The following is a 21,157-nucleotide window of genomic DNA, read 5'->3' as shown; positions in this document are numbered from 1 at the left end:
CCGCATCTACAACGTAAGGATGGGGCGCGCCGTCAGGTCTGATAGGCTTGCGTCGACACCACAGGAAACGCCGGCCACCGTGAACGCAAGCCGACCCGCCGTGGGCGAGGGCACGACCCTCGCGTTGTCGGTCATCGCGTTTTTTTTCGTGATGACCTCCTATTACGTGCTGCGCCCCGTCCGCGACCAGCTGGTGGGCGCCGCGGGTGCCTCGTCGCTGCCCGCTTTCTACGCCATCGTGTTCGTCGTGATGCTGGTGCTGACCCCCGTGTTCGGCTGGCTGGTGGCACGCTTTCCGCGCAAGCGCGTGGTCGGCGTCAGCTACCTGTTCTTCATCGCATGCCTGGTCGGCTTCGTGCCGGCGTTCGTGGCGCAGGACCGGATCGGTGCCGCCAACCTGGGCAAGGTGTTCTTCGTCTGGGTCAGCGTCTTCAACCTGTTCGTCGTCTCGCTGTTCTGGAGCTTCATGGCGGACATCTACCGCAGCCGGAAGGCGCGGTTGGTGTTCCCGTTCATCGCCTTTGGCGGCATGGGCGGCGCGCTGCTCGGGCCGCTGGTGACGCGCCTGCTGGTTGAGCGGGTCGGCGTGCCAGCCATGCTGGTGATCTCGGCGGTTGGCCTGCTGGCCGCACTGGGTGCCCTGCTCGCGCTGTCGGCCCGTCCGGGCGACGACGCGGCGTCATCCGGGGAGCCCGTCGGCGGATCGATCCTGGAAGGAGCGAAGTCGGCCCTGTCACAGCCGTTCCTGCGCTACATGACGGTGCTGATGTTGTTGAGCGACGGCATCGCCACCCTGGCCTATGCCCTCGTCGCCGATTACGCGAAGCTGCATTTCGTCGACAACGCGGCGCGCACCGCCTTCTACGCCGATCTCGACCTCTGGGTGAACGGCATGGGCGCGCTGCTGCAGCTGACCCTCACGCCGCTGGTCCTGCGCGGCCTGGGCACCACCTGGGCGATGGTGCTTCCCGCCCTCGCCAACTTCGTGCTGCTGGGCATGCTGGCCACGTTCGGCGCGGTCGATTTCGCCGTGTTCGGCCACGCCTTGCCGCTGGTCGCGCTGGTGATGGTCGGCAGTCGCGCGATGACCTACGGCATGACCAAGCCGGCCTCGGATTCGCTTTACACGCGGATGCCGCGCGAGGCGCGCTACAAGGGCAAGAACTTCATCGAGACGGCCGTATGGCGCTTCGGCGACCTCGTGGTCACCACGTCGCTCAGCGCGGCACGCAGCGCTGGCGTGGGCATCGCCACCATCGGCCTGGTCTGCGCCGGGCTGGCCGCGCTGGCCACGGAAATCGCACGCCGCGCGGCGACCTCACCCGACCTCCTGCCGGAGCAGGATGACGACTAGCTGGTGATGTAGCTCTCCAGCTGGTTGATCGTTTCCTTCTGCTCGCTGATCGTCGCCTTGACCAGGTCGCCGATCGACACCATGCCCACTACACGGCTGCCGTCCAGTACCGGCAGGTGGCGCAGGTGGCCGTCGGTGCACAGGCGCATGCACTCGTCGACCGTGGCGCTGGTCGCGACGGTGACGACGCTCGCCGTCATGATGTCGGCGACGGGCGTGTCGCGCGACGAACGGTCTTTCAGGATCACCTTGCGGGCGTAGTCGCGCTCGGAAACGATCCCGACCAGCTCGCTGCCCTTCATGACCACGAGCGCTCCGACGTTCTTGGCGGCCATCTGGCGCACGGCGTCGATGACCGGCGCGTCGGGCGCCACCGCGAAGACCTCCTTGCCTTTCGCTTCCAGGAGATGCTTGACCTGCTGCATGCTCGACTCCCCGGACGGGCGCGGCGGGCATCGCCGCGATCAACCAAGTCTACGCCGGTGCGCGGTCGGCGGGGGTCATGGGCGGGTGAAGGGGCGTGTGTCGCCGCGGCGATCTTCGACGTAGTAAAGCGGGCGCTGCTTGCTCTCGGCGTAGTTCCGGCCGACGTATTCGCCGATCACCCCGAGCGCCAGCAACTGGATGCCGCCAAGGAACAGGATGACCACCATCAGGGTCGGGTAGCCGCGCACGGGATCGCCCCAGGCGAGTGCCTTCACGATCACCCACAGGCCGTAGAGAAACGCGACGAACGCGGTGGAAAGGCCGACCCAGGTGGCCATCCTGAGCGGGGCCACGGAGAACGAGGTGATGCCCTCGATCGCCAGGTTGGTCAGCCGCCAATAGTTCCACTTGGTGTCGCCGGCCGCGCGTGCGTCACGGTGGTAGAGCACCGATACCTGCCGGTAACCCACCCAGGCGAAAAGGCCCTTCATGAAGCGCTGGCGTTCGCGCAGCTCGCGCAAGGCGTCCACGGCCCGTCGCGACAGCAGGCGGAAGTCGCCGGTGTCGCGCGGCATGGGCGTGTCCGACAGGCGATCCATCAGCCGGTAGAACGCCGACGACGTGAATTTTTTCAGGCGCGTCTCGCCGGCACGGTCGGCACGCGTCGCGTAGACCACGTCGTTGCCCTCGCGCCAGCGTGCGACCAGTTCGGGGATGAGCTCGGGCGGATCCTGCAGGTCGGCATCGATCACCACCACGGCATCGGCATCGGCGGCGTCGAGTCCCGCTGTCAGCGCGGCTTCCTTGCCGAAGTTGCGTGAGAGGCGCAGGCCGACCACGCGGGGATCCGTGCCTGCGAGGCGGTCGATGATTGCCCAGGTGTCATCCGCGCTGCCGTCGTCTACGTAGATGATGCGCGCGCTGGCTTCGATCGCTTCCAGCACGGTGGTGACGCGTGCGTGGAAGTGCTCCAGCACCGCGGTTTCGTTGTAGGCCGGGACGACCACGTCGAGTGAAAACGGCATCGTTGCGTTCATCGGACGCGCCCTGCCGCCGGCGCAGGCCGGGTGAGGTACGCCGGACCACCGAGCTGGCCCATCTGCTGTTCGATCCAGGCCGTGCGACGCATCACGTAGGCGCTGGGCGCGTCGACCCGGAACCGCCGCGGATTCGGCAGGACGGCCGCAAGGCGTGCCGCCTGCGCGGGAGCGAGCCGCGCCGGGGATGCGTGGAAGAACGTGTCGCTGGCTGCGCCGACACCGTAGACGCCGTCGCCGAGCTCGACGATGTTCATGTAGACCTCGAGGATGCGCTGCTTCGGCCACGTGGCCTCGAGCAGGACCGTGAAATATGCTTCCAGGCCCTTGCGGACGAAGCTGCGGCCGTTCCACAGGAACAGGTTCTTCGCCGTCTGCTGGCTGATCGTGCTGGCGCCACGCAGGCGCTTGCCGTCGTCCGCCGCGTCGATGGCATCCTGGATCGCGTCGACGTCGAAGCCATGGTGGTACGGAAATTTCTGGTCTTCACCAGCCACCATCGCGATGCCGACCTGCGGTGAGATGGCGTCCCACGGCACCCAGCGATGCCTGAGCGTGAAGCCTTTTTCGCCCTCGACCGCCGCTTCCACGCGGCGCTCCATCATCGTGGCGCTGGTCCATGGCGGTACGAAGCGAAAGATGAACACGACCAGCCACGACAGGGCGAGCCAGGCGATGGCGAGCGTCGCGACGACGCGGAGGATGCGGCGCGGCAGTGAGCGGGGCGTCGTTGGCATGGCGGCGCGCTGGCGAAGGATGGCGCAGTATAAGGGGCATTGGCGCCGGGCTTGTCGCCCCGGCCGCGCGCCCCCATCTTCCGTCGGATCACCAGGAGACCCATCGTGACCGATTCCCTTGTCGAAACCCTCGTTTCCGACGACGTGCTGCACCGCTTCATGCTCGAGAAAGCGGGCGTGCGCGGCGTGTTCGTGCGGCTGGGCCAGAGCTGGCGCGATATCGCCTCACGCGTGGATTATCCGGCGGGCCTGCACGACACGCTGGGCCAGGCGATGGCGGCCAGTGCGCTGCTTACCGGCAACATCAAGTTCGAAGGCGCCTTGTCGCTCGAGTTCAAGAGCCAGGGTGCGGTGCGCCTGCTGTTCGCCGAGTGCACCGACCAGGGTCGTATCCGTGGCCTTGCGCGATTCGACCCCGAGGCCGTGGGCGACAGCGTCAACCTCAGCGACCTCGACGACGCCATGCTGGCGATCACCGTCGGCCACGTCGACAAGGGTCGCTACCAGGGCGTGGTCGACCTGGGCGGCACGGAATCGATCAGCGCCGCGCTGGAAGGGTATTTCGAGCGCTCAGAGCAGCTTCCCGCACGCATCCTCCTCGCCGCCGACGGTGAGCATGCCGTGGGACTCATGCTGCAGCCGGTGCCGGGCGAAGGTGGCCACGATGCCGCCGAAGCCGATGACGACGCATGGGAGCGCGTGGGCATGCTGACCAGCACGCTGGGCGCCAAGGAAATGCTGGGGACGCCGCCGGAGCAGTTGCTCTACCGGCTGTATCACGAAGAGTCCGTGCGCCTGTACGAGCCGCGTTCGCTGGCCTTCGGCTGCACCTGTTCGCGCGAGCGCGTGGAAGGGATGCTGCGGGCGCTCGGCCGCGACGAAGTGGAGGCGACGCTGGAAGACCGTAACGGCGAGATCGAGGTGATCTGCGAGTTCTGCGCGACCCGTTACGTTTTCGATGCCGTGGACGCGGAACAACTACTCACCCAGGCCGACGCCGCCCCCCCGTCCCCCTCCACCCTCCAGTAGGAGCGCGCCTGCGCGCGATCCCCGGTAGCGACTACCTATCTAGCTATCAACCCGCCGCTTAAAAAAATCCAACCCACCCAGCGCCGGGCCACCCACCCCAATCGCCCCTCACGCATCCAGCGAAAGCGGTGCCCCCAGCCACTTGCTGGCCGGCGCCGGCTGGGCGAACAGGAAGCCCTGGCCAAAGCGACAACCGATGCGCTGCAACGCACGCATCTGCGTTTCCGTCTCGATGCCTTCGGCGATGACCTGCATGCGCAGCGAGTCGGCAAGCGCCTGGATAGCGCGAACCACGGCGGTGCTGTGGCCTTCGACGTCCTCGGCCGGCAGTTCGATGATGAACGAACGGTCGATCTTCAGCGTTTCGATCGGGTACTGGTGCAGGTAGCTCAGCGACGAGTAACCCGTGCCGAAGTCGTCGAGCGCGATGCCGACGCCATGGTTGCGCAGGTTCTCGAGGATGCGTTTCACCTGCGCCGGGTTTTCCAGCAGCGCGCGCTCGGTCACTTCCACGCGGATGCAGCGGGCGGGCACTTCGTGTTCGGCGAACAGGTCGAGCAGGCGCTGGTCGAGGTTGGGCGAGCGGAAGTGGCTGCCCGAGACATTGATGCTGATGAACCCCTCGTCGCGGGTCAGGGCACGTGCCTGTCGCGCCACCTGTTCGAAGATCTGCCAGTCGATGGCCTCGGCGCAGCCCGTATCTTCGGCCACGGCGAGGAACTCGCCCGGCGGCAACAGGCCGCGCTCAGGATGCCGCCAGCGTAGCAAGGCCTCGTAGCCCACCACGCGCGGTCCTTCCAGTTCCACGATCGGCTGGAAGAACGGTACGAATTCGTTGCGCGCGATCGCGCGGCGCAGGTCGCCTTCCAGTTCTAGCAGGAGCAGGGCTTCGCGACGCAGGCGGTCGTCGAACACCGCCGCACGGTGGCGACCTTCGGCCTTGGCGCGATACATCGCCGAATCGGCGTCGCGCAGAAGTTCTTCCGGACGGGTGTAGTCCAGGGTCGGCAACGCGATGCCGATCGAGGCTGAGGTGAAGATTTCCTTCGCACCCAGGCGGAACGGCGTCTGCAACTGGGCAATGATCCGCTCGGCGATGTGCGTGGCGGCCTGCGGGTCGGTGATGCCTTCCACCAGCACGGCGAACTCGTCACCGCCCAGGCGTGCCACCACGTCGCGGGTCTTCAGGCAGGCGCGGACGCGACCGCCGACCTGGAACAACAGGTCGTCGCCGACCAGGTGGCCGACCGAATCGTTGATGACCTTGAAGCGATCGAGGTCGATGAACAGCACCGCGAACAGGTCCGTCGGATTCTCGCGGTAATGGTTCAGTGCCTGCTCGAGGCGCTGCAGCAGCAGCGTGCGGTTGGGCAGGCCGGTAAGCGAATCGTGCAGGGTTTCGTATTTCAGCCGGCGTTCGACGCGCTCGCGTTCGGCGATCTGCTCGCGCAGGTCGCGGTTGGCGAGGGCCAGCGCGCGGGTGCGTTCGGTGACGCGGCGCTCGAGGCTGGCGTAGGCCTGCTTCAGCGACTCGGTGGTATATTTGCGCTGCAGTGCGTTGGCGATGTGGTAGCTCACGAAGGTGAGCAGTTCCTGGTCGCGCGCGCTGTAGGTGTGCTCCGGCGTGTAGCTCTGCACGGCCAGCACGCCCATCGATTTCTCGTTCCAGATGAGCGGGACGCCAAGCCAGTGCAGCGACCGCGCGCCGCTGGTGGAGAGCACCAGGTCGCGGTTCAGGCGGTCGATTTCCTCGCGGTCGGCCAGCAACGCCTTGCCGTTGCGCAATACAAACTCGGTAAGGCCGCGGCCAAGCTCGCGCGGTTCGCGCACGCCGTCCAGTTCGTCCACCGAATACGGGAAGGTAAGCTTGTTCTGGTCTTCGGAAAGCAGTGCGATATAGAAGTTGCGCGCGTAGAGCAGGCCACCGATGACGCGATGCACGGCGGCGTAGAAGTTCTCGATGCTGTCCGACGTGTTGGCGAGCTCGGCGATGCGAAACAGCGCCGCCTGCAGGCGTTCGCCGCGCTGGCGCTGCAGCACCTGCTGGCGCAGGACGCGGTTGGCTTCGCGCAGGGCGGCGGTGCGCGTGGTCACCCGGCGCTCCAGCTCCTCGTGGGCCTGGCGGCGCTCAAGCGCGGTCTGCACGTGCTGTGCCACGTAGGTGAGCAGTTCACGATCGTTTTGCGTGTAGCGGGTATCCGGGCGGTAGCTCTGCACGACCAGGGCACCGACCACGTCGTCGGCACGCTTCATCGGCACGCCGAGCCAGTCGTCGCTGGGCGGTCCGATCGGGACGCGCGGGCCGGGCAGGTTCTTTTCCAGGTCGGTGCTGGCACCCATCATCGACTTGCCGCTCTTGAGCACATGCCAGGTCAGCGTGTTCTCAATGGCTTCGATCGGGCGGATGCCGTCGGGATCCGGGATATCCGGATCCACCGAATCGACGAAGTAGGGGAAGCGCACCGTACGGTTCTGCGAGTCGTACAGCACGATGAAGAAATTCTCGGCGTACATGAGGCTGCCCACGATGCCGTGCAGGGCGCTCATCATGTCGTTCATGTTGTGCTCGGCGCCCGCCTGCTCGGCGATGGCGTAGAGCGCACGCTGCAGCCGTTCGGCCAGCGCGAGGCGCGAGATCGCCTCGTAGAGGTTTGCCGTTTCGGCGAGCTGGCGCAGGCGGGCCGCGGCGAGGCGACCCAGCCAGCCGATCATGTCGGCCCAGCCGGCGCTGTCCTGCTCGGTGGTGTGCAACTCGAGGGTGCGTTCGGTCTGGGGATCGCTGCCCAGGTCCACGACGACATGGCCACGCGCCGGCTCGGCCGTCGCCTCGCGCCAGGCGGTGTGCGCCTCGGGCAGGAGGCAGCGGGCGAAGGCTTCGCATTCGCCGCGCACGCTTTCGGCGTCGGCCGCGCGCAGGAGGCGCTCCACGGCGTCGTGCAGCGGCTCCACCTCGGCCGGACCGGGAGCCTGCAAAGCGGGGCTTTGTGATGGAGCGATGGTCATCGCCAACGTGGTTTCCGGTCGTGGTCGGATCAGTCTATATGCGTTCAAGGCGGGGCGCGACGGGCGCGGCTCCGCCAGTCTCATGGCGGCTGATCCGGTGCGCGAAAACTCCCCTTACTGGTCATAAACGGCAGCGCCGTTCTTTTCTTAAGCCGTAGGAATGGGGTGTTAGTAAAAAGTAAAATGGGGTATGCTCATACCTCCCCGCCAAGGCTGGTGCGGGAGGATGGGGAAAGCCAGCCACCTGCCGATACGGTAACCATGCGCAAGTCTCTTCTCGCCACGCTTTTGTTCATGCCGCTCGCCGCGGCAGGACAGGTCGTGCCGGTAGGGGCCGACACCTCGCCCGCCCGTTTGCTGGCTGCGCCGGTCGAAGGCGATGGTGGCCAGGCGGCGGTGACGCTGTGGCGCACGGACGATGGCCGCTCACTCGCCGCGACGACGGACTCCCGGGTCGATCCGACCAGTCCGCTGTCCGTCCGCCCGGTGCAGTCGGGTCCTTTCCTTTCCAGTGGCCTGCAGTACGACCTCGGCCCGCGCGTTTCCGCGCATGCCAGCGTCAGTAACCAGGGCTGGATCAATTCGCTCGAATCCTGCGGCACGCCTGCCGCCGCCGCACGCAGCGGCGATCGTTGCAATGAGCCCGGCACGCCGCCGCGCATCGTCGGCAGCGAAGTGGGTGCGACCTATCGCGGCACGGGTTACAGCATTGGCGTCGGCGTGGGTTCGGCCCGGCCGAATGGCGCCGGTGCGGCGCTGCCGCGCGTGTTGCCTGGCCTGACGACCGCATCCGGCCTGCCGTTCGGTGCGCTGTCGTCGAGCACCGAAGTCAACGCCCACGGTCGCCTCGACCTGGGTGCGCGTAGCGGTATAGACCTCGGTGCCAGCGTCGGTCGCGTCCGCCTCGTTCCGGGCAACCTGCTCGGTCTCGGCGCGGTGGACCAGAAATCGCTCAGCCTCGGCGTCGACCGCGGCCCGATCTACGGCGCCATCACCGGTCGCAGCATGCAGCCGGAAGCCGGTGCGGTGAACGCATTGAACGGTGACCGTCGCTGGAACGCCATCGACCTCGGCGTGACGTGGCGCCTGCCGTGGCGCGGCGAACTGTCGGTCGGTGCGCAGAACGTCTGGTCGTCGAGCACGGCGCCCACCGGTGGCGCGAACATGCCCGAGCCGGATCAGTCGCGTACGCCGTACGTGCAGTATCACCAGGATCTCTGACCGGTAGCCGCCCGCTGGGCGGGCTGTGAGTTGCGCCCGTTACGACTTCCAGCAGCCGAAGGCTGCGACTCGCAGCGAGCGCAGCGAACGACTGCCGCGCCTCTCAGTTACCCGCCCGCCGGATCTTCACGTCGCCGCTGAAGGCTTCGAGATGGATCGTGCCGGCACCGCTGCCGATCGTGGCTTTCAATTCCTTGCCCGGGCCGTCGTCGCCCTTGCTCGGCGTGCCGAAATCGGTGCGCAGGTCGCCGCTGAAGGTAGAGGCTTCGAGCTTCGCGGAGGTGGCGGCGGGCAGGGCGAGTTCGACGTCGCCGCTCATGGAATCCACGGTGATCTTGCCGCCGTCGATGATGCCGCCGTGGATCTGCGTGTCGCCCGACACCGTGCTGAAGTTCGCTTCCTTCCACGGTCCGCCACCGATGGTCATGCGGCCCGAGACGGTCTGCGCTTCCACCTTGTCGGTGATGCCTGGAGCGGTGATGTCGCCCGAGACCGTCTGCAGGTCGGCCTTGCTGGCCTTGCCAGCCAGGTCGATGGTGCCGCTGACCGTCTGCATGCTGATTTCCGGGGAACGGACATTGGCGCGGATGCGGCCGCTGACCGAGTCGACCGAGACCTTGCCGCCGTCCAGGCCATCGATGCTCACCGGCGCGCTGACCACGTTGATGTCGACCTGCACGCCCTTCGGCACGCGCACGTTGAGCACGGTGGGCTGCATCCGTGTGTCATTGCCCCAGCTGAACCAGCTGCCGTTCTTCCCGCCGCCGGTGTCGACGCGGATGTCGATGTTGCCTGCGTCGCCATCGAGTTCGATCGGCCTGGCGCCGTCGCCGAGCGTGCCGGTCACCTGCACCTGGTTCTTGTCCCAGGCGGTGACGGTGACTTCGCCCTTGGTGTTGTCGATGCTGATCTTTGCATTGGGCCGGATGTCTTTCGACAGGTTGATCGGTGTCGAGGCAAACGCCTGACCGATCGACAGCGCCAGCAGTAGGGGAGTGGCATAGAGCATTTTCATGGCATGGATCCTGGCGGGTGTCGCGGTGACTTAGCCGGCTTGCTTGTCAAAGGAGCGGAGACGGTCACGCTGGCGTTCGGTTTTCTGCAGCAGGCGCTGGAGCGCCGGGGACTGCGGTGAATCCTGCATGGCCTGGGTGAGTTCCAGGCGGGCGGCATCGAGTTCCACCGCGGCGCCGGTCAGGCGCGGGTCGGTGGGCTTCCAGTGGGCTGGCGCCTCGGCCACGGCATCGCTGCCACCGGGGGCAAGGCGCAGGCCGATGCCGCCGCTGAGGACGGCGACGCCGGCGATCGCGGCGGCCATGGCCCAGGCGTGGCCACGACGGTGGCGTACGGGGGTGACGGCGGCCGGTCCATCGAGGCGGGCTTCGATCCCCGCCCACAGGTCGCGTGGGGGCGCGACGGGGCGGTTGAGCGAGCGCATCTGGCGCAGGTATTCGAGGTCGTTCATGGCTTTTCTCCCAGCACGCGGCGGAGCAGGCCGCGGGCACGGTGTAACTGCGCTTTCGAGGAACCGACCGCCATGCCGAGTTCGGTGGCGATCTCCTCGTGTTTCCAGCCTTCCACGTCGTGCAGCACGAGGACGGCGCGGGCCCGCGGGGGTAAACCCGAGATGGCCTTTTCCAGCTCGTCGCGCTCGATGGCGCGGACGGGGTTATCGGTGTCGGCGAGGTCGGGCAGGTGTTCGTCGTCGACGATGCTGACCGGGTCGGCGTTGCGGGCGCGTATGGACATCAGCGCCACGTTCACCGCCAGCCGGTAGACCCAGGTGCCGAATGCGCTCTCGAAGCGAAAGCTGTCCAGCTTCTGCCATGCGCGGATGAAGGCTTCCTGGGTCAGGTCCTCGGCGCGGGCGTGGTCGAACCCGGCCAGGCGAAGGATGGCGCCGTAAACGCGGTCGGCATGCTTGCGATAGAGCTTCTCGAACGCCTTGCGATCGCCACCGATCGCGGCGCGCACGATGTCGTCGTCCGACGTCGTGGCGGGCAGCTCAGGCTGCATGAAGGAAGTGGCGGCGAGGCATAGGGCGTTCATCTTGCCAGCTTGGATGCGGGCAAGGGGGAAACGGTTTAAGGGCAGGGATGGGAATCCGGATGGCGAGGCTCTGCGCGCGATGGATGGGCCTGGGGGCTCCATCGCGCGCAGGCGCGCTCCTACATGGGGCGGGGTGGGTCAGGCTACGCGTTCGGCGCGGCGTTCCACGGCGGCTTCCAGTGCCTTGCTGACGCGGGCCCGTTCGGCCTTGAGGCGTTCGGGCATGCGTTCGCCGAAGCCGTCGAGGTACGTGCCGATGGCGTTGAGCTCTTCCACCCAGCCGTCCACGTCCACGCGCAGCAGCTCGTCGACCGTGCCCGGCGCGATCGCCAGGCCGTCGGTATTGAGCTCGCCCCTGGCTGGGACGACGCCGATCGGTGTCTCCTCGCCGCTGGCCTGGCCTTCCACGCGCTGGATCATCCAGTCGAGCACGCGCAGGTTCTCGCCGTAGCCGGGCCACATGAAGCGGCCGTCGGCGTCCTTGCGGAACCAGTTCACGTGGAAGATCCGCGGCAACTTCGCGCCGGGCTTGTCGAACGACAGCCAGTGGGCGAAATAGTCGGCGAAGTTGTAGCCGCAGAACGGCTTCATCGCCATGGAATCCCGGCGCAGCACGCCCACCGCACCCGTCGCGGCGGCGGTCGTCTCCGAACCCATCGCGGCACCGACGAGTACGCCGTGCGCCCAGTCCTTCGCTTCGAAGACGAGCGGCACGAGCGACGGACGACGGCCACCGAAAACGATCGCCGAAATCGGGACGCCGCTCGCATCTTCCGACTCGGGCGCCCAGCTCGGGCACTGCTTTGCCGACACGGTGAAACGCGAGTTCGGATGGGCGGCCGGGCCGTTGGCCGGGTCGAATGCGCACCCCTGCCAGTCGGTGACCGGTGCACCTTCGCCGAGGCCCTCCCACCAGGGGCGGCCGTCCGCGGTCACGGCCGTGTTGGTGAAGATCGCATCATGGCCGAGGGTTTCCAGCGCCGCCGGATTAGTGTTCGCCCCCGTGCCCGGGGCCACCCCGAAGTAGCCCGCCTCGGGATTGATCGCCCACAGCCGGCCGTCTTCGCCCGGCGTCATCCAGCAGATGTCGTCGCCGACGGTCCACACCTTCCAGCCGGCTTCGCGATAGCCCTCGGTGGGAATCAGCATGGCGAGGTTGGTCTTGCCGCAAGCCGAGGGGAACGCCGCGGCGATGTAATGCTTTTCGCCCTTGGGGTTTTCGATGCCGACGATCAGCATGTGCTCCGCCAGCCAGCCTTCGCGGCGGGCCTGGTGGCTGGCGATGCGCAGGGCATGGCACTTCTTGCCCAGGAGCGCGTTGCCGCCGTAACCCGAGCCGATTGACTTGATCGCCAGTTCCTCGGGGAAATGCATGATGAAGCGGCGTTCCGGATCGAGGTCGCCGGTGGAGTGCAGGCCTTTGACGAAGACGCCTTCGCGCTCGATCCGCGCCAGTGCCGGCGCACCCATGCGAGTCATGATCCGCATGTTGGCGACAACGTAAGGGCTGTCGGTGATTTCCACGCCACAACGCGCGATCGGCGAATCGATCGGGCCCATGCAATACGGGATCACGTACATGGTGCGGCCGCGCATGGCCCCTGCGAACAGGGCGTCGATCTTCGCGTGGGCGTCGGCAGGTGCCATCCAGTGGTTGTTCGGGCCGGCATCTTCCTCGTCGGGCGTGCAGACGAAGGTCAGGTGCTCCACGCGCGCCACGTCGGAGGGGTGCGAGCGATGCAGGTAGCTGCGGGGGTTGGTCTTCTCGTTGAGCGGGAGGAGATCACCGCTGGCGAGCATCGTCTCGACGAGGCGCATGTACTCCGCGTCGGACCCGTCACACCACGCGACGGAGCCGGGCTCCGTGAGGCGGGCAACGTCATCGACCCATCGATTCAATGCTTCCAGTGAACTGCCGTGCGAACCCATCCGGTGTGGTCTCCAGGTAATTGCCTGTGGAGACAGTAGTTTGCGGATCGTGGTATTTACAAGGCACGGCGCAGCAAAACGCGGGCGCCGTTCAGGTCACTCTTCGACTTTCGCCGGCGTCAGCGTGGTGATCACGTGCTCGACGTAGGCATCGAATTCTTCGTGCGACAGGCGCGGCAGGCCCAGCGTGAAGTTCAGCTGCAGGAAGCCGACGTAGGCCGCATAGGTAAGGCGTGCCCGGTGCAGGGCGACGATCGGCTCGAGGCCGGCTTCGCTATACATGCGGGTCAGGAAGTCCATCCGTCGCTGCGACACGCGTGCCATGACCGGGATCACCTGCGGGTGGTCCAGCGCTTTCAGCAGTGCCGCATAGACGCGGTGCGGCTGCAGCTCGTGGGCCACGCGGCGGAACAGTTCGGGCAAGCGCTTGCGTGGATCGGCGATGCGTTCGATCTCGGCCAGCACTTCGCGCTCACCGTACTCTTCCCAGCGCTCGAGGGCGGCCTGGAGAAGCGCTTCACGGGTACGGAAATGCCAGTAAAAGCTGCCCTTGGTCACGCCCAGGCGGCGGGCGAGGGCCTCCACGGCCAGCGCTCCCACGCCCTGTTCGGCGATCAAGGCCAGCGCGCCATCTTCCCAGTCTTCGGCGGAGAGGCGGACCCGTTCGTTCTTGGCACCATCGTTCATCGACGCATGGTAGCGGGAATGCGCGGCTTTGCAATCCATCCGGTTCCGTACGTGTTGCGTAAGACCTTGACTTTCCGTACGTTACATGACCGTACGCAAGCGTATTGACGACGGCAAGCCGGCCCCACATACTCATCCGTATGGTTGCCGAACCCGCCACGATCCCGTCGATCCCGCTCCAGCTCACCGCGCTGGACGGCATCCTGCTGGCCGGCGAGCGCTGGCCCGGCTCCCGCGGGCCTGCCCTGGTGTTCGCGCACGGCTTCGGCCAGACCCGCCATGCCTGGACCGGTTCGGCGCGGACGCTGGCGGCGCAGGGCTTCCCGGCGTTGACCTTTGACGCCCGCGGCCATGGCGAGAGCGAGCGCGTGCCGCGTGGCGACTACCACATGGAACAGTTCGTCGCGGACCTGCGCAGCGTTGCCGATGCCGCCGCCCCAGCGGATGGAACCCGTCCGGTCGTGGTGGGCGCCTCGATGGGTGGCCTGCTTGCCCTGGTCGCGGCGGGCGAGGCGGGCGACGATTGCCCGTTCTCGGCATTGATCCTCGTCGATATCACGCCGCGGTGGGAAACCCGTGGGGTGGAACGTATCCTCGGCTTCATGCGCGCCCATCCCGACGGTTTCGCCAGTTACGAGGAAGCAGCCACGGCCATCGAGGCCTACCTGCCGCATCGTCGCGAGCGCAAGACGGAGAGCCAGCTGAAGCCGCTGCTGCGCCAGGGCGACGATGGCCGGCTGCGCTGGCATTGGGATCCCGCCTTGCTGGATGGCCTGGTCGAGGAGAGCGAGCGCTACCAGCCGCGTCTGTTCGCCGCCGCCGCCAACATCCGGGTGCCCGTGCTGCTGCTTTCGGGCGCGCGCAGCGACGTGGTGTCCAGCCACACCGTCGACGAATTCCTCCGCGTGGTACCGCACGCGCGCCACGTGTCGCTCGCCGATGCCACCCACATGGTGGCCGGCGACGCGAACGACGCGTTCACCCGCGAGATCGCGTCGTTCATGCAATCGCTTTGACTCCACGTTTCACCTGTTATCTGTCCCGCTGCATTCCGCTTGAAGTAACCCTGTTAGAAACACGACGTACGAGGTGATACCCATGTCTGCGATCCTGGTTGTACTGGCGGCACTGATCGCCTCCGGTGCATGTGCTTACCACCGCACGTCCCTCAGGACGTGGGCGATCGCCACGGCGGCGACGACGCTGGTCGTCGGCTTCCTGGCCGGTGCGCCGGTCACCACCGTCATCCTGCTGGTGCTGCTGGCGGTGGTCGCCGTGCCGCTGCTGATGGTCGACTTCCGTCGCAAGAAGATCAGTGCGCCGCTGCTGTCGATGTTCGCCAAGGTGACCCCGAAGCTGTCGGAAACCGAACAGACCGCGCTCGAGGCCGGCACCGTCGGTTTCGAAGGCGAGCTGTTCTCGGGCATGCCGAAGTGGAGCGTGCTGCTGAAGCAGCCGAAGCCGGAACTGTCGGTCGAAGAGCAGGCCTTCCTCGACGGCCCCGTCGAAGAACTCTGCGGCATGATCGACGACTGGCAGATCACCCACGAGCTGGCGGACCTGCCGCCGGAGGTCTGGGCCTTCATCAAGAAGAACAAGTTCTTCGGCATGATCATCCCGAAGAGCTACGGTGGCCTGGGCTTCTCCGCGCTGGCGCATTCGGCGGTGCTGCAGAAGCTGTCCAGCATGTCGCAGACGCTGGCTTCCACAGTCGCCGTGCCCAACTCGCTCGGCCCTGGCGAGCTGCTGATGCACTACGGCAGCGACGAGCAGAAGAACCACTTCCTGCCGCGCCTCGCCGACGGCCGCGAGGTCCCCTGTTTCGCGCTGACCGGCCCGTACGCCGGCTCGGACGCGACCTCGATCCCGGACTTCGGCATCGTCACCAAGGGCATGTGGAACGGCGAAGAAACCGTCGGCATCCGCCTGACCTTCGACAAGCGCTACATCACGCTGGCTCCGGTCGCGACCATCGTCGGCCTGGCCTTCCGCATGTACGACCCGGACAAGCTGCTGGGTGACAAGGAAGACCTCGGCATCACGCTGGCGCTGCTGCCGCGCGAAACCCCGGGGATGGAAATCGGCCGTCGCCACTTCCCGCTCAACACGCCGTTCCAGAACGGCCCGATCCACGCGAAGGACATGTTCGTCCCGCTGTCGGTGCTGATCGGTGGCCCGCACATGGCCGGCCAGGGCTGGCGCATGCTGGTCGAGTGCCTGTCGGTCGGCCGCGCCATCTCGCTGCCGTCCAACGCGACCGGCGCGTCGCGCATGGCCGTGGCGTCGACCGGCGCGTATGCCCGCATGCGCAAGCAGTTCGGCCTGGCCATCGGTCGTTTCGAGGGCGTGGAAGAAGCGCTGGCCCGCATCGGCGGCCTGACCTATGCCACCCAGGCACTGTCGCGCGCGACGGCTGCCGCGGTGGATCGTGGTGAAAAGCCGGCGGTGCCTTCGGCGATCGCGAAATACCACGCCACCGAATGGTGCCGCCAGATCGCATCCGACGCGATGGACGTGCACGGTGGCAAGGGCGTCATCCTCGGCCCGAAGAACTACATGGGTCGCGGCTGGCAGAGCGTGCCGATCGCCATCACGGTGGAAGGCGCGAACATCATGACGCGCAGCCTGATGATCTTCGGCCAGGGTGCGATCCGCTGCCATCCTTACGTGCTGAAGGAAATGCAGGCGCTTTCCATCGCGGACTATCGCGAGCGCCTGAAGACCTTCGACAAGGCGCTGTTCGGCCACATCGGCTTCGGCTTTTCCAACGCGGTGCGCAGCTTCGTGCTCGGCATCACCTCGGCGCGCATCGGTGATGCCCCGGGCGATGCGTACACCCGCCGCTACTACCGCAAGCTCAACCGTTACTCCGCGGCACTGGCACTGTGTGCCGACGTGGCGATGGGCGTGCTCGGCGGCAAGCTGAAGTTCAAGGAAAAGCTGTCGGCCCGCCTCGGCGACGTGCTGTCGTACCTCTACATCGCCAGCGCGATGCTGAAGCGCTACGAAGACACCGGCCGTCCGGAAGCGGATCGTCCGCTGCTGGCCTGGGCGTTCCACCAGTGCGTATGGAACATGCAGATGGCGCTGGATGGCGTGATCCGGAACTTCCCGGTGCGCCCGGTAGCCTGGCTGCTGCGTGCCCTGGTGTTCCCGTTCGGTCGTCGCGAAGTACCGCCGTCGGATCGCCTCGGTCGTCGCGTGGCTGCACTGATCACGGCGCCCAGCGAGGCCCGCGATCGCCTGACCACGTGGACCTACCTGACCCCGACCGCGAACAACGTCGTTGGCCAGATGAACGCGGTGCTGCCGGACGTCATCGCCGCCGAGCCGGTGGAGCGCAAGTTCCTAAAGGCGTTCAAGGGTGGCCAGCTGAAGGCGCACACGTATAACGAGCAGCTGGCGGAAGCCGAGAAGCTCGGCGCGATCACGACCGCCGAACGCGAGCTGCTGCAGCGCGTGCGCGATGCCGTCGCCGAGTTCATTTCGGTGGACGACTTCGACAGCGACGAGCTGAAGGCTGGCGTGGCGGCGAAGGCCGAGAAGATGGAAGCGTCGCGGGCAGCCTGATCGCCTTCGATGTGGATGGGACGAAGGGCCGGCGTATTGCCGGCCCTTTTCTTTTGGGCGATTCGCAAGGTTCGTTGTAGGCAGGCGCCTACAGATTTCCTGGGATCAGCTCTATAGCATCCGGTGTCCATGAACGACGGGGCGCGGAGTGGGTTAACGATGTCCAAGGCAACGCTTGTATGGCGGATGGTGCTGACGCTGTGGGTCGCCGTTCCCACGCTCGCCGCCGCAACGGAGGCGCAGCTGCACTGGTATGTCGTCAACCGCAGTCCGTCGTACACGCTCGCGGCGCAGGGGGATCCATGGTCGGGTGACGGTGTCGCCGTCACGCTGGCGCGCACTCCGGAGGGAAACGAACCGTGGGGCAGCGGCGCGGCGGGTATCGATGCGCGCCCGTTCGCAGGCAGGGATGTGATCCTGAGCGCCGACGTGGCGACGACCGGTGGCGCAGCCAACGCAGCCATCTGGCTGCGCGCCGATAGCGCGTCGCCGCTTGGGCGTGCCTTCCAGACCACGCAGGGCCATCCGGTCAACGTCGACTCCGCTGCGCTGGCGCGCAGCGTCCGGCTGTTCATCCCGCGCGACGCCACGGAGGTCGTCGTGGGTGTCCTGCTGACCGGCCCCGGCGTCGCCCACTTCAACCACCTTCGCCTTGCCGTCGCGGATCCGGAGCGAACCGCCATCGACGCACCCGCGCTGCTCGACGAAGCGCTTGCCCTCATCCGCGCCCATGCGCTCAACGCGGGCAACGTGGACTGGGATGCCTTCCGCAAGGAAGTCGATCCCCACCTGGACAAGGGCGATCCCGCCTACGTGGCCTATCCCGCCATTCGTTACGCGATCACGAAGCTGGCCGATGGGCACAGCTTCTTCATGGACCCGACTAGGGCGACGGCTGAGTCGACCGTCGATGGCACGCGTTTCCCACCCGTGGTCAAGCTGTTGCCAGGCGGGGTCGGGTACGTGCGGCTGCCCGGCATGACCGGCCCGGTGGAAGCGAGGCAGTACTATGCGGAAACCGTTGCGTCGGCGATCGCGGCTCTCGCTCCCTCGGTCACGGGTGGCTGGATCGTGGACCTGCGCGAGGACACCGGTGGCAGCGTGCCGCCCATGCTTGCCGGCGTCCGTGCGTTGCTCGGCAGCGGCTTGCTCGGTGGCTATCGGACGCCCGCCAGGCCGGACCAGCCGATCCATGCGGACCGGGGTCTCGGCTTCCCGGTGAAGCCCACGATGGACCTGACCCATGAACCCGTGGCTGTGCTTCTGGGCCCGCATACCGCCAGCGCGGGCGAGGGCGTCGCGGTCGCCTTCCATGGCCGCCCGGCGACGCGCTCGTTCGGCCTGCCGACCTTTGGCCAGGCGAACGGGAATGCCGTTTTCCCGTTGAAAGACGGCAGCAGCGTGGTGCTGAAGTCGGCGATCGCCGTCGATCGATCGGGCGTGGTCTTCGGCAAGCAAGTGCTACCGGACGAACGGGTGGAAGGCGATGCCGCCGTCGACCGCGCGAAGGCGTGGCTTGCCCAACAGGTTCCTAGGGCGCGCGCGTTCGTAGGGCTTTTACGCGCCAGTTGTAGTCCATGGGTCACGGGTGTAGCCTATGGGTTACGGTTGCGTCATGTACGCAATCAACCAAACGCGAACGTTCAAACGATGGCATGACGGCTTGCCCGATCTTGCAGCCATGTTGCGCATCGACGCGCGGTTGCGTCGGATGGAGCTCGGCCACTTTGGCGACGTGAAGCACGTCGGTGAAGGCGTCAGGGAGGCGAGGATCGATTGCGGCCCGGGCTACCGCCTTTACTACATCCATCGCGGGAACCAGCTCATCGTCTTGCTATCGGGAGGCGACAAGAGCAGCCAGTCGCAAGACATCCGTCGCGCCATCCAGCTCGCAAAGGCATGGGACCAGAACTGATGAAAGAAGTTGTCACTCGATGGGATCCCGTCGATCACCTCCACACGGAGGCAAGCCAGATCGCCTACCTGAATGCGTGCCTTGTCGAAGACCCGGGTGATGGGAGCCTTGTGCGCGCTGCGTTGGGCGATATCGCGCGGGCACGCGGCATGACGACGGTGTCGCGGGCGGCGGGGATTTCGCGCGAGGGGCTCTACCGCGCGTTGGCGTCCGACGGCAATCCCGAGTTCGCGACGGTGATGCGAGTGTTGCATGCGCTGGGGATTCAGCTGCGCGTTGCTTGAGGGGGGGGCGCTGCGTTGGTTGGCGGTCGCGCGCAGGCGCGCTCCTACAGGGGCGGTATGCGATGGGGGAGGGCGGAGGCGCGCAGCCGTCCTGGCGGTGTGTGAGGCGGTGGACCGGGCCTGGCGGGGTGTCAGGCGGCGCCGGCGCAGCCGTCTTGCTTGGCGACGACGGCGAGCAGGCGTTCTTCGACTTCGTCGCGGGTGTGCGCGCGGAACAGGTGCGGCGCGGCGCGGCGCAGGGCGGCGCAGTCGAGGGTGGTGAGGCGGTCGCGGACCTGGAGCAACTGGCCGGGGTGCATCGAGAATTCCTCGAGGCCCATGGCGAGCAGCAACGCGGTGAACTGCGTATCGCCGGCGATCTCGCCGCACAGGCTCACCGGTTTCTTCGCCCGGCGGGCAGCGGCGATGACATGCGCGATCAGGCGCAGGAACGCCGGCTGCAGCGGGTCGTAGATGCCTTCCAGTGCATCGTTGTTGCGATCGGCGGCCAGCGTGTACTGGGCAAGGTCATTCGTGCCGATGGCGAGGAAGTCGGCCTTCTGCAGGATCGAGGTCACCCCGATCGCCGCCGCCGGCACTTCGATCATCGCGCCGATGTCGAGGCGCTCGGGCAGTTCCTGGCCTTCCAGTGCGAGTTGTTCGCGGGCCTTCTTGATCAACCGGCGCACTTCGGTCAGCTCACCCAGGTGGGTGATCATCGGCACGAGCACGCGCACCGGCCCGTAGGCAGCGGCACGCAGGATCGCGCGCAGCTGCACGAGGAAGATATCCGGGTAGCGCAGCGAAAGACGGATGCCACGCACGCCCAGCGCCGGGTTTTCCTCGCCGCGGATCGCAAGGCCGGCCGCGTCGGCCTTGTCGGCGCCGAGGTCGAGCGTGCGTATGGTGACCGGCAGGCCACCCATGCCGAGGACGACATCGCGGTACGCGGCGAACTGCTCTTCTTCGCTGGGCAGGCCACGCTGGCGCAGGAACAGGAATTCGGAGCGGTACAGGCCCACGCCGTCGGCACCGCGTGAGCGGGCGAGCGTCACATCGCCGGCCAGCTCCGCATTGGCGAACAGGCGCACGTGGAAGCCATCGCGGGTGTGCGTCGGCGCGGAGGCCAGCGCAGCGAGGCGGCGACCTTCGGCGGCAGCCTGCCGCTGCCACTGGCGATAACGCGCGAGGTCCTGCGCGGTCGGGTGGACGATGACCTCGCCGTGCTCGGCGTCGATCAACACGAGGTCGTCGTCGTTGATCGTCGCGAGGGCATCCTTAGTGCCCACCAGCATCGGCAGGTTGAAGCTACGCGCCAGGATCGCGCTGTGCGAGTACACGCTGCCCGCGCTGGCGACCACGCCAAGCATGCCCTGGCCGGCCAGCGAGGCCATGTCGGCCGGGGCGACCGTGTCGCTGACGATGATCTCGCCGACACGCGCGGCGAGCTTGCGTTCCTCGCGACTGGAGTGCTGGAACAGGGCGGACATCACCCGGCCGATGACCTGGTCGATGTCCTCGCCACGGCTCTTCAGGTACGGATCGTTCATCGCGTCGAACACGGCCGCGAGCCGATCACGTTGCATCTTCAGCGCGGCGCTCGCGGTGTAATGGCCGACCGAAATCAGTTCGTCCAGGCCACGCAGCAGTTCTTCGTCATCGAGCAGCAGGCTATGCGCATCGATGAAGTCACCCACTTCGCGGGCCAGTGCGCCGTGCAGCTTGCCGCGCAACTCGCGCAGTTCCGCGCGGGCATGGTCCAGGGCCTTGTGCAGGCGGTCGAGCTCGGGGCCGATCTCGGCGTCCTCGAGCATGCGCATGTCAGCGGTGTAAAGGCTGGGCTGGACCAGACGCGCCCGCCCGAGGGCCATGCCCCGGGCCGCCGGCGTACCGGTCAGCAGATACCTCATGCGTGCGTCGCCCCGCTGGCGCCCATG

General features: G+C 67.1%; 18 protein-coding genes. 8 read left to right on the top strand and 10 right to left on the bottom strand.

The window, feature by feature from the left end; translation table 11 throughout:
* The first annotated feature begins 79 nt into the window (after positions 1-79).
* Entirely contained in the window at positions 80-1,354 is a 1,275-nt protein-coding gene (locus KPL74_13130) for an MFS transporter (protein ID QWT18683.1), read from the top strand.
* On the opposite strand, the gene KPL74_13125 is transcribed toward KPL74_13130, so the two are convergent.
* The 3 genes from KPL74_13125 to mtgA all read right to left on the bottom strand — a co-directional run bounded on the left by KPL74_13125 (position 1,351) and on the right by mtgA (position 3,554).
* Positions 1,351-1,779: a CBS domain-containing protein gene (locus KPL74_13125; protein ID QWT18682.1), complete on the bottom strand. Its 429-nt coding sequence runs from the start codon at positions 1,777-1,779 to the stop codon at positions 1,351-1,353. The two genes, KPL74_13130 and KPL74_13125, sit on opposite strands and share 4 nt — an antisense overlap.
* A 75-nt stretch (positions 1,780-1,854) precedes the next feature.
* Positions 1,855-2,805 (bottom strand): glycosyltransferase family 2 protein, encoded by a 951-nt coding sequence (locus KPL74_13120; GenBank protein QWT22614.1) that lies wholly within the window; start codon positions 2,803-2,805, stop codon positions 1,855-1,857.
* An 8-nt stretch (positions 2,806-2,813) separates the two neighbouring features.
* Positions 2,814-3,554: a monofunctional biosynthetic peptidoglycan transglycosylase gene (gene mtgA / locus KPL74_13115; GenBank protein ID QWT18681.1), complete on the bottom strand. Its 741-nt coding sequence runs from the start codon at positions 3,552-3,554 to the stop codon at positions 2,814-2,816.
* A 105-nt stretch (positions 3,555-3,659) separates the two neighbouring features.
* On the opposite strand from mtgA, the gene KPL74_13110 reads away from it, so the two are divergent.
* Positions 3,660-4,583 (top strand): Hsp33 family molecular chaperone HslO, encoded by a 924-nt coding sequence (locus KPL74_13110; protein QWT18680.1) that lies wholly within the window; start codon positions 3,660-3,662, stop codon positions 4,581-4,583.
* Between the two features lie 108 nt (positions 4,584-4,691).
* Here KPL74_13110 and KPL74_13105 read toward each other — a convergent pair whose 3' ends face one another.
* A complete protein-coding gene (locus KPL74_13105; protein ID QWT18679.1) occupies positions 4,692-7,586 on the bottom strand; it encodes an EAL domain-containing protein in 2,895 nt (964 codons plus the stop codon).
* Between the two features lie 261 nt (positions 7,587-7,847).
* Here KPL74_13105 and KPL74_13100 point away from each other — a divergent pair, with 261 nt between their 5' ends.
* A complete protein-coding gene (locus tag KPL74_13100) occupies positions 7,848-8,807 on the top strand; it encodes a hypothetical protein (protein ID QWT18678.1) in 960 nt (319 codons plus the stop codon).
* Between the two features lie 103 nt (positions 8,808-8,910).
* On the opposite strand, the gene KPL74_13095 is transcribed toward KPL74_13100, so the two are convergent.
* From KPL74_13095 to KPL74_13075, 5 genes are all read right to left on the bottom strand, one after another.
* The gene (locus KPL74_13095; protein QWT18677.1) at positions 8,911-9,822 is read right to left on the bottom strand and encodes a DUF4097 domain-containing protein; all 912 of its coding nucleotides are present in this window, start codon (positions 9,820-9,822) and stop codon (positions 8,911-8,913) included.
* A gap of 30 nt (positions 9,823-9,852) precedes the next feature.
* Positions 9,853-10,272, bottom strand: a complete 420-nt coding sequence (locus KPL74_13090; GenBank protein QWT18676.1) for a hypothetical protein — start codon at positions 10,270-10,272, stop codon at positions 9,853-9,855.
* A complete protein-coding gene (locus KPL74_13085; protein ID QWT18675.1) occupies positions 10,269-10,856 on the bottom strand; it encodes a sigma-70 family RNA polymerase sigma factor in 588 nt (195 codons plus the stop codon). The genes KPL74_13090 and KPL74_13085 overlap by 4 nt, the downstream gene beginning before the upstream one ends.
* Positions 10,857-10,994: 138 nt before the next feature.
* On the bottom strand, positions 10,995-12,785 hold the full coding sequence (locus tag KPL74_13080; GenBank protein QWT18674.1) for a phosphoenolpyruvate carboxykinase (GTP): 1,791 nt from the start codon (positions 12,783-12,785) through the stop codon (positions 10,995-10,997).
* A 96-nt stretch (positions 12,786-12,881) separates the two neighbouring features.
* Positions 12,882-13,511 carry a TetR/AcrR family transcriptional regulator gene (locus KPL74_13075; protein ID QWT18673.1) on the bottom strand — a complete coding sequence of 210 codons (630 nt, stop codon included), beginning with the start codon at positions 13,509-13,511 and terminating at the stop codon, positions 12,882-12,884.
* A gap of 101 nt (positions 13,512-13,612) precedes the next feature.
* Between KPL74_13075 and KPL74_13070 the strand changes: the two genes are divergently transcribed.
* The 5 genes from KPL74_13070 (at position 13,613) to KPL74_13050 (ending at position 19,241) form a co-directional block, all read left to right on the top strand.
* Positions 13,613-14,488: an alpha/beta hydrolase gene (locus tag KPL74_13070; GenBank protein ID QWT18672.1), complete on the top strand. Its 876-nt coding sequence runs from the start codon at positions 13,613-13,615 to the stop codon at positions 14,486-14,488.
* An 82-nt stretch (positions 14,489-14,570) separates the two neighbouring features.
* Positions 14,571-17,042 (top strand): acyl-CoA dehydrogenase, encoded by a 2,472-nt coding sequence (locus KPL74_13065; GenBank protein QWT18671.1) that lies wholly within the window; start codon positions 14,571-14,573, stop codon positions 17,040-17,042.
* A gap of 159 nt (positions 17,043-17,201) precedes the next feature.
* Complete coding sequence (locus KPL74_13060) at positions 17,202-18,701, top strand: S41 family peptidase (protein ID QWT18670.1); 1,500 nt, start codon at positions 17,202-17,204, stop codon at positions 18,699-18,701.
* Positions 18,658-18,957 (top strand): type II toxin-antitoxin system RelE/ParE family toxin, encoded by a 300-nt coding sequence (locus KPL74_13055; GenBank protein ID QWT18669.1) that lies wholly within the window; start codon positions 18,658-18,660, stop codon positions 18,955-18,957. Before KPL74_13060 ends, KPL74_13055 begins: the two co-directional genes overlap by 44 nt.
* On the top strand, positions 18,957-19,241 hold the full coding sequence (locus KPL74_13050) for a putative addiction module antidote protein (GenBank protein ID QWT18668.1): 285 nt from the start codon (positions 18,957-18,959) through the stop codon (positions 19,239-19,241). The genes KPL74_13055 and KPL74_13050 overlap by 1 nt, the downstream gene beginning before the upstream one ends.
* A gap of 131 nt (positions 19,242-19,372) precedes the next feature.
* Here the strand turns inward: KPL74_13050 and ptsP are convergent, their stop codons facing one another.
* Complete coding sequence (gene ptsP / locus KPL74_13045) at positions 19,373-21,130, bottom strand: phosphoenolpyruvate--protein phosphotransferase (GenBank protein ID QWT18667.1); 1,758 nt, start codon at positions 21,128-21,130, stop codon at positions 19,373-19,375.
* Positions 21,131-21,157 lie beyond the last annotated feature (27 nt).

The organism is Bacillus sp. NP157, from assembly GCA_018889975.1.
In the GTDB taxonomy this organism is placed as follows: Bacteria; Pseudomonadota; Gammaproteobacteria; order Xanthomonadales; family Rhodanobacteraceae; genus Luteibacter.
The sequence above is the reverse complement of the archived record's forward strand: the minus strand, read 5'-3'. Positions and strand labels throughout refer to the sequence as shown.

Coding starts and splice junctions, on each gene's coding strand:
- KPL74_13125 (QWT18682.1), bottom strand. CDS start 1,779: ATGCAGCAGGTCAAGCATCTCCTGGAAGCGAAAGGCAAGGAGGTCTTC.
- KPL74_13120 (QWT22614.1), bottom strand. CDS start 2,805: ATGCCGTTTTCACTCGACGTGGTCGTCCCGGCCTACAACGAAACCGCG.
- mtgA (QWT18681.1), bottom strand. CDS start 3,554: ATGCCAACGACGCCCCGCTCACTGCCGCGCCGCATCCTCCGCGTCGTC.
- KPL74_13105 (QWT18679.1), bottom strand. CDS start 7,586: ATGACCATCGCTCCATCACAAAGCCCCGCTTTGCAGGCTCCCGGTCCG.
- KPL74_13100 (QWT18678.1), top strand. CDS start 7,848: ATGCGCAAGTCTCTTCTCGCCACGCTTTTGTTCATGCCGCTCGCCGCG.
- KPL74_13095 (QWT18677.1), bottom strand. CDS start 9,822: ATGAAAATGCTCTATGCCACTCCCCTACTGCTGGCGCTGTCGATCGGT.
- KPL74_13090 (QWT18676.1), bottom strand. CDS start 10,272: ATGAACGACCTCGAATACCTGCGCCAGATGCGCTCGCTCAACCGCCCC.
- KPL74_13085 (QWT18675.1), bottom strand. CDS start 10,856: ATGAACGCCCTATGCCTCGCCGCCACTTCCTTCATGCAGCCTGAGCTG.
- KPL74_13080 (QWT18674.1), bottom strand. CDS start 12,785: ATGGGTTCGCACGGCAGTTCACTGGAAGCATTGAATCGATGGGTCGAT.
- KPL74_13075 (QWT18673.1), bottom strand. CDS start 13,511: ATGGATTGCAAAGCCGCGCATTCCCGCTACCATGCGTCGATGAACGAT.
- KPL74_13070 (QWT18672.1), top strand. CDS start 13,613: ATGGTTGCCGAACCCGCCACGATCCCGTCGATCCCGCTCCAGCTCACC.
- KPL74_13065 (QWT18671.1), top strand. CDS start 14,571: ATGTCTGCGATCCTGGTTGTACTGGCGGCACTGATCGCCTCCGGTGCA.
- KPL74_13060 (QWT18670.1), top strand. CDS start 17,202: ATGTCCAAGGCAACGCTTGTATGGCGGATGGTGCTGACGCTGTGGGTC.
- KPL74_13055 (QWT18669.1), top strand. CDS start 18,658: ATGTACGCAATCAACCAAACGCGAACGTTCAAACGATGGCATGACGGC.
- KPL74_13050 (QWT18668.1), top strand. CDS start 18,957: ATGAAAGAAGTTGTCACTCGATGGGATCCCGTCGATCACCTCCACACG.
- ptsP (QWT18667.1), bottom strand. CDS start 21,130: ATGAGGTATCTGCTGACCGGTACGCCGGCGGCCCGGGGCATGGCCCTC.